Genomic DNA, 12853 nt, shown 5'->3' on the forward strand with positions numbered 1-12853 from the left:
TGTGGCAGCCTGCCCCGGACGCGCATCAAACGTGACCGCGCGTTGTTTCGGAAGCGTGCATTCCCATGCGATCGGAAGCGGTGCGGAGTGCTCTTTAATGCCGTAGCCTCGCGCGGCTTGGACGCGATGAGGATTGCGGCCCTCATAGATATAAACGCCCCAGCGGGGCGTTCTGTGACAGCTACGGCAAGAAAAACGATCGTGCCGCCTTCTGGTCTGCACTCCCCGGTCTTTGCCTCTCCCCTTCGCTCCGACGAACAGACGGTCGGTCTGTCAGTCATCTCCTAAAGGAGAGAGATGACTGACCGACCAACCGACCGACCGCGCGGTCGGTTAGTCAGGTCGGTTTGTCGCGCGACCGACCGACCATTGATGTAATTAGGGAATTGGGGATTTTTGACGCTAAGTCGATCAGTCGGTCGGTCGTGCAAGTGACCTTTTGGGTCGGTTGGTCGACGTTTGGTCGGTCAGTCAAAATCCGCGACTGACCGACCCAACCTCCTCGGAAATCGCGCCAACTCATTGCGACTTGGCTCGCCAGCTACCCTCACGTGCATTAGCCCCATTGAACAGGCTGCAATCTTAGCGTTAGTATGCGGATCATTTCGACTTAAAAACATACTTGCCTGAACAGGAGAGTGCATAATGAAAGCGAGAATTCCTACAACGGTGTTCTTACTCCTGGCTACAACGGCCACCGCCTTCGCGCAAAATCTGCCACTACTTTCAACTTGGAAGAATGATGGCGGTTCTATCCTGACGATCTGGTCGACGTCCGGTGACACCTTTCGCGGCTCATTCACCAATTTCGCACCAGGCTTCAAGTGTCAGGGGATTCCGTATCCCGCCGAAGGTTCGGTGAAATCGAATGGGGCCGTATTCCTGACGGTCACATTCACGGACTGCAGCACTGTCACGAATTGGAGTGGGAGGCTCGTCGGCGATCAAATTCCAACACGCTGGAAACTGATCTATTCCGACTCCGAGAAGTTCCACACCATGTACGGGAAGAACGTCTTCATCCGCCAATAACAGGATGTGCGCCCGGCTGGGAGACAAGCGGCCCGAATCGCTCGGACCGCTCCGGAAGTTTGCCATACACGGCGGTGGCCTGTGACCGATTGTTGGACGTTTCCGGACAGCGCAATATGGGGCACGATCCCCCAGTGGTTGGCAGCGGCTATTGCATTTGTCGCGGCAATCATCGCAATTTCTTCCATTCAAGTTCAGCGGCAAATCGCCCGCAAGCGCGCGACAATCGATTTCTTCTTGAAGTCCTCAATGGACAAAGAGTGCCTGGAAACCTACGAAACTTTCAAAGCCGAGCTTGCAAACATCCAAAGCCCGGGCGTTCATTTTGACAACTACATTAAGACGCCCGCGTACAAGAAGGTACGTATCTGGCTCAATATCTGTGAGCTGATATCTGTCGGCATAAATCGCCGCGTCTTCGATGACCGCGTCGCATTCGACTGTTGGGGAGACCTACTACCCTGGTGCTACAATGAGAGCGAACCCCTCATCGAGTGGTTTCGAGAGAAACAAGGGAGCGAGTTGTCGTATATTGACTTACATACAGTAAGCACGCGGTGGCAGAAGCGTGCTGTTCGGGAAGACTACGCAAGCAAAGCAAGACGACGCGCAATCGAAAGAGTCAACGGCCCGCTCTATTAGGCGCTCTCGCGCAAAGAGCGGCCCATTGCCCGAACCGCTCTGAACGTCTGTCCGACTTATCGACCGCCAGCCGTTACGCCGCTTCGTCCTCATCGTCGACCGGGTCGAACTCGTACACACGCGGCGCAGGGCGCGACGCACCGCGCTTGTAGACCTTTACGGACTTGCGCCGCTCCGACCCCTTCCCGCTGGCCTCCGAGATGGCTTCAGTGATCCAGCCGCGAGCTGTCCAGTTGGCGATAATCTCACGGATGCTCTCCCGAACATGCTTGGCGTCAATGTCCCACCCGGCCGCGTCCGCGATCAGGCGTCCGATCCAGTTAGCATGTCGCGTGTCCGAACCGACCGGCTCACTGCCATCGAGCGCGGCTAGGACTGTGAGCGTAGCGTCATCGCCGATTCCCACGTCCTCTCGCTTCGGTGGGTTGTACACCGCAAGCGCGACCGTGCTGTCCGCCGCGAACTCATCCGTGCCGTTTTCGGCTTGTACGGAGTGGGCACGAAAGAGCTTTGGAACGACATCGCGGGCGCTGTAGTTGCTCTTCGCCCCGGCTGACAGCGCAATGATATGCGGTGCGTCATCAGGCGGGATGCGCCACGTCTGAGTATCCTTTTTGCTAAGCCTCCGCATGTTGAGAACGACGCGCACAGGTGTCGTTATCGTTCCCGCTCCACGGGCGTCGTCCTGATTGGCGTCATCAAGTCCCTTTCCGCCAATGTTCTTTTTGTCATGGTGCGCGAGCAGCAACGCAATCAGCTTCGTCGCCGCGAGATTCTTGAATCGGGTCATGACGGCGTTCATCTCCGAGTTTGCGTTCTCGGGGATTGAGTGCAGCGCAACCAGAGGGTCGAGAATTAAGATGTCGATACCGCGCGCTTCGATAAGCTCTGCTAGTTTCTTAAAGGCTTTATCGTTAAGAACGACGCGCCCATCTCTGTATTCCGCGAGACGCATCGATGCCCTGACGCCGCTGATAATCGTCAAGTTCTCCCGTACCAACGCGCGCATTTCGGGCGTGAAGTTGTGGTGTGTAAACTGCGCGCCGACACGCCTCAGCATCTCGTCCTGATCGTCCTCACCGTTGTAGACGAGAACCTTACGCGGCTTGAACTCGCCAGCTCCCAAGTGGTTGACCCCGCACGCGATGTCTATCGCCGCGTCTAGCGTCCATGCGGATCTGCCAATGCCACCGGCCGCAGATAGCAACGTGACGTGCCCGCGCATCAAGTACTTGGCGTACAGATACGGGCGCGGAGGCAGCCTATTGATGTCGAGATCAACGGGAATGCTGATCGCATTATCGTATCAATGAGTCGTTTCGGTCTGCCCGTCTGAACGCTCTTCGTCCTCATCGACGACCGCGCCGAATGCTTCGCCGGTCGACGCCTTGCTGAGGCCCTGGTTCTTCAGCCACTCGCGGGCGGTCTGCCGCTTATCGTATTCGCCGGATCGCGGCTTGCCTTCGACGAAGTCGCCAGCCCCATCCCACGCTGCGAAGAATGACGCAAGATGCTCTACCGGCATCTGCTGCCACTCCCGCATAATAACGCCTGCCTGCACCAGAGCACTTGCGGTGTGTTCGGACATGCGGCCGATGGCCTCGACGACTTGGGTCGCTTCGAGCTTCCCGTGAGGGTCGTCCGCGTCGGGATATGCATCATATGTGAGAGAGCCATCCTCGCCGGAGCCGTCGCGATCTGCGACGCGCGGCAGGTCCGCGTGAGATACCTCACGCTTGTGAATGCGACCGCGTTTACGAAGGTAGTCCCGAAACAGGTTTCGCATGAGAGCGTATAGCCAACAGGGTACGCTACCGCTATGGAATTGATCGCGGGATTCTAGGGCGCGCAGATTGGTGTCCTGTAGAATTTCGTGGGCGGTGTCTTCCGCGTTCGGTTGACGCGCGCACAGTCCGCGAGCTGCGGAACGGAGAAGAGGCTGTGAACGAACCAGTTCGGATTCGAAATGCTGCCGGGTGATTGATGCCATCACACCACCTCACGAGCTGCGGCAAAGCGCTTCTCTTCCAAGGCGGTCACGTCAGCCAGTCGCCAGAAGCGTTTGCCGCCAACGAGGACGGATCGCGGAAGGTCGCCGGTTTCCTCGCAGTGATAGATGTAGGTTCGGCTGGCCGGTTTGCCGTTTGTCCCATAGCGGGCGCGCATGTCGGCCATTGAGAGTAGAGGGGCAGTCATTGGGGCAGACTCCAAGGATTGGGCGCGCGGAGGCGTTTGGCTGCCAGCGGCCACGAACGGACGTTTTCGATGTTGGTTGGCTGTCTGGCCGTGTCCGACGCGGAGTTTCCCCGTCAGAATGCTGCGCTGATTTCTCGGCCCCACACCTGTCTACACCCAATGGGTGCTGTGAGACTTCTCGACTGCGCGAGATAACGTCGTGTGCCGCGTATCGGCGGCAGGGTTAGAGAAACACAGACTTGGACAATCTGTCGCCTATTTCTCCCTCAAACTTCCCGATGCAGCCGTGAGCGATACATGTGTTCAACACCCGAACCGTGCTTTAGGCTGTAGCTTTTGAGAGAAAAAATAAACTAGGAGCCCCCTCCCCACGTTTCGCCTAGTCGACGTGGAGAGCCACGTGGAGAATTTACACAAGGAAGAAAAATTACAACAATTACAGCGATATATGGAAGACACCCCTTCCGCCAAATCAAGTGTTTTTCCCGGGTTTTTGGACAATTCCGAAACTTCACCCGCACTTCAACCCGCCTCGGGTATAGCGTTCGCTCAGAGGAAATGAGTCCAGGCCGTTCTCGGTTCGGCCTTGTCCGTGGTGGCCCTTTAGGGGTGCGTTTGTCCCCGAGATTGCCCTCAGAGGAACCCTTCCCGTGAACCCGCCGATGTTTCCAGTCCAGACGCCTTCCGGATCGGAGGCGCAGCAGTACCTGCACCGGGCGATGGTGTTTCGAGATGCAGGATATCCTCAGGCCAGCTATGTCAACGGGCAACCCAACTGGCCGCGACTTTCCCTCCTGACGCACGCCATTGAACTTGCGCTCAAAGCGTTTGTCCTCAACGCAGTGGAGTCTGGAGGCAAGGCTCCGGCGCGCCGCCCGGCGAACCACGACTTGGAAGCCTGGTATCAGACCGCGGTCGATTGCGGGCTACCAGATCACGATGGTTTGGCGGGAGACATCACGGAGTTGAGCGACGTACATAAGCCTCACCTGGCCCGATATCCGGCTAGCCCATCCCGTCCTATTCCCGATCCTGCAGTCGTTCCGGACAGGGTTGTTGAGAATCTGATGGCATATCGGTGATCTTCCCGCGATGATTGACTATCCACACCCGTGATGCGCAGCTACCGAAGGAGTGCGAACGTGCATAGCGAACCTGACGTGTTGAAATGCCCCGAGTGCGGGATCGAAGCTCACGTTGAGGGCGGCGGAGCAGCAAAATCTTTCGCCTTCCCGCAAAGCGAAATAGACGTTACTGCAAGCACAACAGCGTTGGTTCTATCTGTCCTCACGTTCGACAAGGGTTAGACCAGGTCAGGGACTCGATGGTGCAACGGGATGATCGGTGAACGGGCATTTTTGACGGCGCGTGCGGCCGGGACCGTCAACCTTGCGGTTTGGCGGTCCCTCGTCTCTGGGTCCGCTAGCTAGATCACGTCGAGCACGCTCTTGATGAACTCAATCTGATACCTTGTTTGATCGATCGGTAGGCCATTGTCGTCAATTTTGCCGACCCGAAATATTCCGGATTCAAGCTGCTCTAGCCGCCTGCGGAGATCGCTGGCCTGATCCTCGATGTTGACGAATTTTTCCATAGTCACTCCTATGCGATTGTGGGTGTGACACCACGTCACCCGTAAGCAGACTCATCGCAGGTCCCTTGCGGAATCGTTTAGCCGACCTGCCGCCAGCCCTTACAATTCGCAGTCCTTGGACGACAGTTCCGCTGCCGACCAAGGGCGATTGATGCACGGGTTCGGGCCAATGATGGGTCGGCGGCTCCCCCATTCACGGTCAACGATCAAGATTGACGTTCAATCCCAGCTGAGCGCTCCGCCGTTCTGGTATTCGATCACGCGGGTCTCGAAGAAGTTCTTCTCCTTCTTCAAATCCATCGCTTCCGACATCCACGGGAACGGGTTCTCCGCCTCCGCGAACACCGGCGTCAGCCCGATCTGGGCGCAGCGCCGGTTGGCGATGAAGTGCATGTACTGCTCGCACAACCCCGCGTTCAGCCCGAGGAAGCCGCGCGGCATCGTATCGCGGCCGTAAGCGGCCTCGAGTTCGGCGGCCTCGCGGATCATGCCACGGACCTCGTCCTGGAACGTGGACGTCCACAGATGCGGGTTCTCGATCTTGATCTGGTTGATGACGTCGATGCCGAAGTTCAGATGAATGCTCTCGTCGCGCAGGATGTATTGATACTGCTCGGCGATCCCAACCATTTTATTGCGGCGGCCGAGCGAGAGGATCTGGGCGAAGCCGGTATAGAACCACATGCCCTCGAAGATCACGTAGAAGGCGACGAGGTCGCGCAGAAACGCCTGATCGGCGGCCGGCGTGCCGGTCTTGAAGTCGGGATCGTCGAGATGCTGGGTGTGCTTGATCGCCCACACCGCCTTGTCGGTAATCGAGGGCACCTCGCGGTACATGTTGAACAGCTCGCCCTCGTCGAGGCCGAGGCTTTCGACGATGTACTGGAAGGTGTGGGTGTGCACCGCCTCCTCGAAGGCCTGGCGCAGCAGATATTGCCGGCACTCCGGATTGGTGAGGTGGCGGTAGATCGCCAGCACGATGTTGTTGGCGACCAGGCTCTCGGAGGCCGCGAAGAAACCGAGATTGCGCTTGATGGCGCGGCGCTCGTCCTCGGTGAGGCCGTCGCGCGACTTCCACAGCGCGATGTCGGCCTGCATCGAAACCTCGGTCGGCATCCAGTGATTGTTGCAGCCGGCGAGATATTTCTCCCACGCCCATTTGTATTTCAGCGGCAGAAGCTGGTTGACGTCGGCGCGGCAGTTGATCATCCGCTTCTCGTCGACCGAGACGCGGCCGCCATGGCGGTCGACGGTACCGAGGCCGGCGGCCTCGGTCGATGCGGCAGGCGCCGCCGCGAAGGGCGGCGGTGCTTTCTTGGCGGTGGCGGCGGTCTCTGACCAGTCGAGCATGTTCTTGATCCTTCTTACTGGCAGGCTTCGCAGTCGGGATTGTCGATCGAGCAGGCGATGGCGCCCGAGAGGTCCGGCGCCGGCGAGGCCAGCGCCGCCGACGACACCGCATTGAGCTTGCCGTCGGTGCCCTTCAGCGTCGATTTCTCGACATGCGTCGCGCTACGCGAACGCAGGTAGTAGGTGGTCTTCAGTCCCAGCGACCACGCCAGACGATACAGCGCGTCGAGCTTCTTGCCGGAGGGATTGGCAATATAGAGGTTGAGCGACTGCGCCTGGTCGATCCATTTCTGCCGCCGCGCCGCCGCCTCGAGCAGCCAGCTCGAGTCGATCTCGAACGCGGTCGCGTAGAGTGCCTTGAGGTCGTCGGGGATGCGGTCGATGGAGCCGACGCTGCCGTCGAAATATTTCAGGTCGTTGACCATCACCTCGTCCCACAGCCCGCGCGCCTTGAGGTCGCGCACCAGATAGTCGTTCACGACCGTGAAGTCGCCGGACATGTTGGATTTGACATAGAGATTCTGGTAGGCGGGCTCGATCGACTGGGCGACGCCGCAGATGTTGGAGATCGTCGCGGTCGGCGCGATCGCCATCACATTGGAGTTGCGCATACCGACCGACGTGACGCGGCTGCGCAGAATCGCCCAGTCACGCGTCGAGGTGCGATCCATTGCGACGCCGCCACGGGCGTCGGCAACGAAGTCGATCGAATCGATCGGCAGGATACCCTGGCTCCACAGCGAGCCCTCGAACGAGGGATAGCGGCCGCGCTCGGCGGCGAGATCGCTGGAGGCCCAGATCGCATGGTAGGAGATTGCCTCCATGCTGATATCGGCGAAGGCAACCGCCGCGTCCGACGCCACCGCGATCCGCAGCGCATGCAGCGCATCCTGGAAGCCCATCAGGCCGAGACCGACCGGGCGGTGCCGCAGATTGGAGCGGCGCGCCTCCGGGATGGTGTAGAAGTTGATGTCGATGACGTTGTCGAGCATCCGCATCGCGGTCGTCACTGTGGCCTTCAGCCTGGCGTCGTTGAGCTTGCCGTCCTGTATGTGGTTGGCGAGGTTGATCGAGCCGAGATTGCACACCGCAGTCTCGTCGTCAGACGTGTTCAGCGTGATCTCGGTGCAGAGGTTCGAGGAGTGGATCACGCCGGCATGGCGCTGCGGCGAGCGCAGATTGGACGGGTCCTTGAAGGTGATCCAGGGATGGCCGGTCTCGAACAGCATGGTCAGCATCTTGCGCCAGAGATCGACGGCGCGAATCTGCTTGAACACTCGCATCTCGCCGCGCGCGGCCTTGGCCTCGTAATGGGCGTAGCGTTCGGCGAACGGCTTGCCGTAGAGATCGTGCAGGTCCGGCGTCTCGTCGGGCGAGAACAGCGTCCACTCGCCGTCAGCCTCGACGCGCTGCATGAACAAATCGGGCACCCAGTTCGCGGTGTTCATATCGTGGGTGCGGCGGCGGTCATCGCCGGTGTTCTTGCGCAGATCGAGGAATTCCTCGATGTCGACGTGCCAGGTCTCGAGATAGGCGCAGACCGCGCCCTTGCGCTTGCCGCCCTGGTTCACCGCGATCGCGGTGTCGTTGGCGACCTTGAGGAACGGCACCACGCCCTGGCTCTCGCCATTGGTGCCCTTGATGTGCGCGCCGAGCCCGCGGACGCGGGTCCAGTCATTGCCGAGCCCGCCGGAATATTTCGCCAGCAGCGCGTTATCCTTGATCGACTTGAAGATGCCGTCGAGATCGTCAGCCACGGTGGTGAGGAAGCACGATGAGAGCTGCGGCCGCTGCGTGCCAGAATTGAACAGGGTCGGCGTCGAAGCCATGAAGTCGAACGACGACAAGAGATTGTAGAACTCGATCGCGCGCCCCTCGCGGTCGATCTCGCGCAGCGCCAGACCCATCGCAACGCGCATGAAGAATGCCTGCGGCAGCTCGATGCGGTTGCCCCGAACGTGCAGGAAATAGCGGTCATACAGCGTTTGCAGCCCGAGGAACTGGAACGACAGATCGCGTTCCGGCTTCATCGCCGCCGCAAGCCGCGCCAGATCGAAGCGGCCGAGTTCGACATCGAGCAGTTCGGCCTTGATCCCGGTCTTGATATAGGCCGGGAAATACTCGGCATAGCGGCTCGCCATGTCGGCCTGCGAGGCGCTGGTCGGCATATCAAGCACATAGGACAACACCTCGGTGCGCAGCTTGTCGAGCAAGAGGCGCGCGCTGACATAGGTGTAGTTCGGCTCCTGCTCCACCAGGGTGCGCGCGGCCATCACCGAGGCGAGCGCCAGTTCATCCTGGCTGATGCCGTCATAGATGTTGCGCTGGGTCTCGGCGATCACGGGCGCAGCATCGACGCCATCGAGGCCGGCGCAGGCCTCGTTGATGATCAGCGCCAGCCGGGCGTGGTCGAGCGGCACCTCGCTACCGTTCGGCAATGTGATGTGAATGGCCGGCCCGGCCACAGGCTGGGCCACCGCCCTCGCCGCGTCCTGCTCAGCGCGCTGCCTCGTGCGCTCCTCACGATACAGCACATAGGCGCGCGCCACCTTATGGTGCTCGCTCCGCATCAGCGCGAGCTCGACCTGGTCCTGCACGTCCTCGATGTGGAAGGTGCGACCTTCGCTCATGCGACGCGTCAGCGCACTGAGGACCTCGGCGGTGAGCTGCTCGACAACCTCATGGACGCGGCGCGATGCGGCGGCGGTGTGCCCCTCGACCGCCAGGAACGCCTTGGTCATCGCAACCGAGATCTTGCTGGCGTCGAATTTCGACACCGTGCCATTGCGGCGGATCACCTGCATCGGAGGAGCGGCCTCCGGCGCGGCAAGCACTTCCGGACGCAGCAGGATGAGTGGCGCTGGCTTTGTTTCGCGATCGAGAGAGAGTGACATCGTGCAGACCCCGTGACGTTTGTTGGGGCCGGATGTCAGGGGACGCTGCATCATCCCGGCGGCAACGCACCGGCATGGCTGTGCAAGCGACCGCCGGGACACCCCGCCCGTGGACGTAATTTCGGTGTTACGGCAGGTCTCCTGACTCGCAGGTCGTCGTCGCTCCCGTGTCTTCCCGATGCGGACGACGCATCAGTGACGTGATTTCGGGAACAACTCGCTGCTTACAGTTGCGGGGGCAGTGCCGGATTTTCGGTGAGATCACCGGCTTCCCTCTTAGCCACCATGCTTTGCGGCATGACGGACCGTAACAACTATATCTGGTGTGATTTGGCACACTGTGTCAATGGGTCGCCAGAAAATGCGGATGGCGCCTGTTGATGATGTGAACAACGTCGCTCGATCACACGTGATGCCGCCCGAGTTGACGGCCACGCGAAGTTGCCGATAAGTGGCGGCGTCGTGGTTCTCCGAGAGGCACTTTCTCCCGGAGCTAAGAGGGAAGCCGGTACAATGCCGGCGCTGCCCCCGCAACTGTAAGCGGCGAGTTGTCGTCCACTCAAAGCCACTGAGGCGAAAGCTTCGGGAAGGCCAGACGACAGCTAGGACCCGCGAGCCAGGAGACCTGCCTCGACAACATGAACGTCCTCGGGCGGGGTGTCCCGGTGGTGCGGTTGCGACCCCGCACGCGCTTTTCCCGCGTCTTGCGGAGTCCAGACGTGTCACTACGGCCTTTGCCCCCAACTTTTGGGGTTAAGCCAATGTCTTCCACATCTACCTCCTCACTTGCTGTTGCGACTCTCGGCACGCCGCGGATCGGTCCGCGCCGTGAACTCAAGCTTGCGCTGGAAAGCTTCTGGGCCGGCGCGACAAACGAAAAGACGCTGATCGAGACCGGCGTCGGTCTGCGCGCCGCCAACTGGGCACGCCAGAAAAAGCTCGGCGTCTCGGTGATCCCGTCGAACGACTTCTCGTTCTACGACCAGGTGCTCGATACCTCGGTGATGGTCGGCGCGATCCCGGCCATCTATGGCTGGAGCAGCGGCCCGGTGCCGCTTGCGACCTATTTTGCGATGGCGCGCGGCGCTGAAGGTAGCGCGCATGACGCGTCGTGCGGTCACGCGCACCATAGCCAAGGTCATGGCGTACCGGCGCAGGAGATGACCAAGTGGTTCGACACAAACTACCACTACATGGTGCCCGAACTCTCTGCAGATCAGCAGTTCCGCCTCGCCTCACGCAAGCCGATCGAGGAATATGAGGAAGCCAAGGCCCTCGGTTACCAGACCCGACCGGTGCTGGTCGGCCCGGTTACTTTCCTGAAACTCGCCAAGAGCAAGGACGCCGGCTTCGAACCGCTGTCGCTGCTGGACCGCCTGCTTCCGGTCTATATCGAGGTACTGCGCGAGCTTGCCCGCCGCGGCGCCGAATGGGCGCAGATCGACGAGCCCTGCCTGGCGCTCGATCTCGACGATACCGCCCACGATGCGCTGCGTCGCGCCTATGGCGAGATCGCCAAGGCGGTGCCGCAGATCAAGATCATGCTGGCGAGCTATTTCGGCAGCCTCGGCGCAAACCGCGACACTGCGTTTGCGCTCCCCGTCGCCGGCCTGCATTTCGACTTGGTGCGCGCGCCCGAGCAGCTCGATGACCTCGCCCACCTGCCCGCTGAGCGCGTCGTCTCGCTCGGCGTGCTCGACGGCCGCAACATCTGGCGCGCCGATCTCAGCAAGCTGCTCAACCGGCTGGAACCGGTCGTCGCGAAGCTCGGCAAGAACCGTGTGCAGATTGCGCCGTCCTGCTCGCTGCTGCACGTGCCGATCGATCTTGCCCTCGAAGCGAAGCTCGACGCCGAGGTCAAGAGCTGGCTCGCCTTCTCGGTGCAGAAGATGGAGGAACTGGTCGCGCTCGGCACCGCGCTTGCAAGCGGCCGCGATTCGATCGCGGCTGCGCTGACGGCCTCCGACGCGTCTGCCGCCGCGCGCAAGACCTCGCCGCGGATTCACGATGCAAAGGTTACGCAGCGCATGGCTGGCATTGACACCGCGATGCGCGGCCGTGCCAGCTCCTTCGAGGAACGAACCGAAGTACAGCGCGCGCGGTTCAATCTTCCGGCGTTCCCGACCACCACCATTGGCTCGTTCCCGCAGACGCTCGAGGTCCGCAAGTCGCGCGCCGCGCATGCCAAGGGCAGCCTGAGCGACGCCAGCTACAAGACCTTCCTGCAGGAGCAGACGGCAGAGACTGTGCGCTGGCAGGAAGCCATCGGCCTTGATGTACTGGTCCATGGCGAGTTCGAACGCAACGACATGGTGCAGTATTTCGGCGAGCAGCTCTCCGGCTTCGTATTCACCGAGCATGCCTGGGTGCAATCCTATGGCTCACGCTACGTCCGGCCGCCGATCCTGTTCGGCGACGTGTCGCGCCCGAAGCCGATGACGGTCGAATGGTGGCAATACGCGCAGTCGCTGACCAAAAAGCCGATGAAGGCGATGCTGACCGGCCCGGTCACGATCCTGAATTGGTCATTCGTTCGCGACGACATCCCGCGCAGCGAAGCCTGCCGGCAGATCGCGCTTGCGATCCGCGACGAGGTCGCCGACCTCGAAGGTGCCGGCGCGGGCATGATCCAGATCGACGAGGCGGCGCTGCGCGAAGGCCTGCCGCTGCGCCGTTCGGAGTGGACGACCTATCTGGACTGGGCGGTGGAATGCTTCCGCATCTGCTCGTCGGGCGTCCGCGACGAGACCCAGATCCACACCCACATGTGCTACTCCGAGTTCAATGACATCATCGACGCGATCGGCGCGATGGACGCCGATGTGATCTCGATCGAGACCTCGCGCTCGAAGATGGAGCTGCTGGATGCATTCCGGAACTACCGTTATCCGAACGAGATCGGTCCCGGTGTCTACGACATCCACTCGCCGCGCGTGCCTGAGATCAACGAGATGACCGAGCTGCTCAAGCTAGCGCGCCAGCGCCTGTCGGACGGCCAGCTCTGGATCAACCCGGATTGCGGCCTGAAGACCCGCAAATGGGAAGAGGTCCGCCCTGCCCTCGTCAATATGGTCGCTGCTGCGCACGCCTTGCGGGTGGCGTCCTGACACTACGGAGACTGCCGATGCAGTTCTGGATCAAATGC

Annotated in this window: 10 protein-coding genes and 2 riboswitches; of the genes, 4 read left to right on the forward strand and 6 right to left on the reverse strand. The window is 60.9% G+C overall.

The features are described from left to right. The first annotated feature begins 645 nt into the window (after positions 1-645). Together ACVILL_RS05695 and ACVILL_RS05700 are read left to right on the forward strand one after the other, a co-directional pair. Entirely contained in the window at positions 646-1032 is a 387-nt protein-coding gene (locus tag ACVILL_RS05695) for an avidin/streptavidin family protein (RefSeq protein ID WP_456728203.1), read from the forward strand. 138 nt (positions 1033-1170) lie between these two features. Then, positions 1171-1674, forward strand: coding sequence for a DUF4760 domain-containing protein (locus ACVILL_RS05700; protein WP_456728204.1), 504 nt, complete (start codon positions 1171-1173; stop codon positions 1672-1674). A gap of 73 nt (positions 1675-1747) precedes the next feature. On the opposite strand, the gene ACVILL_RS05705 is transcribed toward ACVILL_RS05700, so the two are convergent. From ACVILL_RS05705 to ACVILL_RS05715, 3 genes are read right to left on the reverse strand one after another with little or no spacing between them, the layout of a single operon-like run. Then, positions 1748-2968 carry an AAA family ATPase gene (locus tag ACVILL_RS05705; protein ID WP_456734182.1) on the reverse strand — a complete coding sequence of 407 codons (1221 nt, stop codon included), beginning with the start codon at positions 2966-2968 and terminating at the stop codon, positions 1748-1750. Between the two features lie 12 nt (positions 2969-2980). Then, entirely contained in the window at positions 2981-3664 is a 684-nt protein-coding gene (locus ACVILL_RS05710) for an RNA polymerase sigma factor (protein ID WP_456728205.1), read from the reverse strand. Further along, positions 3664-3870 carry a helix-turn-helix transcriptional regulator gene (locus tag ACVILL_RS05715; RefSeq protein ID WP_456728206.1) on the reverse strand — a complete coding sequence of 69 codons (207 nt, stop codon included), beginning with the start codon at positions 3868-3870 and terminating at the stop codon, positions 3664-3666. Before ACVILL_RS05715 ends, ACVILL_RS05710 begins: the two co-directional genes overlap by 1 nt. 650 nt (positions 3871-4520) lie before the next feature. Between ACVILL_RS05715 and ACVILL_RS05720 the strand changes: the two genes are divergently transcribed. After that, complete coding sequence (locus ACVILL_RS05720) at positions 4521-4952, forward strand: hypothetical protein (RefSeq protein ID WP_456728207.1); 432 nt, start codon at positions 4521-4523, stop codon at positions 4950-4952. Positions 4953-5296: 344 nt separating this feature from the next. On the opposite strand, the gene ACVILL_RS05725 is transcribed toward ACVILL_RS05720, so the two are convergent. The 3 genes from ACVILL_RS05725 to ACVILL_RS05735 all read right to left on the reverse strand — a co-directional run bounded on the left by ACVILL_RS05725 (position 5297) and on the right by ACVILL_RS05735 (position 9708). Continuing rightward, entirely contained in the window at positions 5297-5464 is a 168-nt protein-coding gene (locus ACVILL_RS05725; RefSeq protein WP_456728208.1) for a hypothetical protein, read from the reverse strand. Positions 5465-5683: 219 nt separating this feature from the next. After that, a complete protein-coding gene (locus ACVILL_RS05730) occupies positions 5684-6814 on the reverse strand; it encodes a ribonucleotide-diphosphate reductase subunit beta (RefSeq protein WP_456728209.1) in 1131 nt (376 codons plus the stop codon). A gap of 14 nt (positions 6815-6828) precedes the next feature. Next, entirely contained in the window at positions 6829-9708 is a 2880-nt protein-coding gene (locus ACVILL_RS05735) for a ribonucleoside-diphosphate reductase subunit alpha (RefSeq protein WP_456728210.1), read from the reverse strand. A 114-nt stretch (positions 9709-9822) separates the two neighbouring features. After that, positions 9823-10033: riboswitch (cobalamin riboswitch) on the reverse strand. Positions 10034-10154: 121 nt separating this feature from the next. Next, positions 10155-10355, forward strand: a riboswitch (cobalamin riboswitch). A gap of 114 nt (positions 10356-10469) precedes the next feature. Here ACVILL_RS05735 and metE point away from each other — a divergent pair. After that, on the forward strand, positions 10470-12815 hold the full coding sequence (metE, locus tag ACVILL_RS05740; protein WP_456728211.1) for a 5-methyltetrahydropteroyltriglutamate--homocysteine S-methyltransferase: 2346 nt from the start codon (positions 10470-10472) through the stop codon (positions 12813-12815). Positions 12816-12853 lie beyond the last annotated feature (38 nt).

Source organism: Bradyrhizobium sp. USDA 3364 (assembly GCF_054056355.1).

Excerpts from the sequence above, each read along its gene's own strand:
- ACVILL_RS05695 (WP_456728203.1), top strand. The coding sequence starts at position 646 with ATGAAAGCGAGAATTCCTACAACGGTGTTCTTACTCCTGGCTACAACG.
- ACVILL_RS05710 (WP_456728205.1), bottom strand. The coding sequence starts at position 3,664 with ATGGCATCAATCACCCGGCAGCATTTCGAATCCGAACTGGTTCGTTCA.
- ACVILL_RS05715 (WP_456728206.1), bottom strand. The coding sequence starts at position 3,870 with ATGACTGCCCCTCTACTCTCAATGGCCGACATGCGCGCCCGCTATGGG.
- ACVILL_RS05725 (WP_456728208.1), bottom strand. The coding sequence starts at position 5,464 with ATGGAAAAATTCGTCAACATCGAGGATCAGGCCAGCGATCTCCGCAGG.
- ACVILL_RS05730 (WP_456728209.1), bottom strand. The coding sequence starts at position 6,814 with ATGCTCGACTGGTCAGAGACCGCCGCCACCGCCAAGAAAGCACCGCCG.
- ACVILL_RS05735 (WP_456728210.1), bottom strand. The coding sequence starts at position 9,708 with ATGTCACTCTCTCTCGATCGCGAAACAAAGCCAGCGCCACTCATCCTG.
- metE (WP_456728211.1), top strand. The coding sequence starts at position 10,470 with ATGTCTTCCACATCTACCTCCTCACTTGCTGTTGCGACTCTCGGCACG.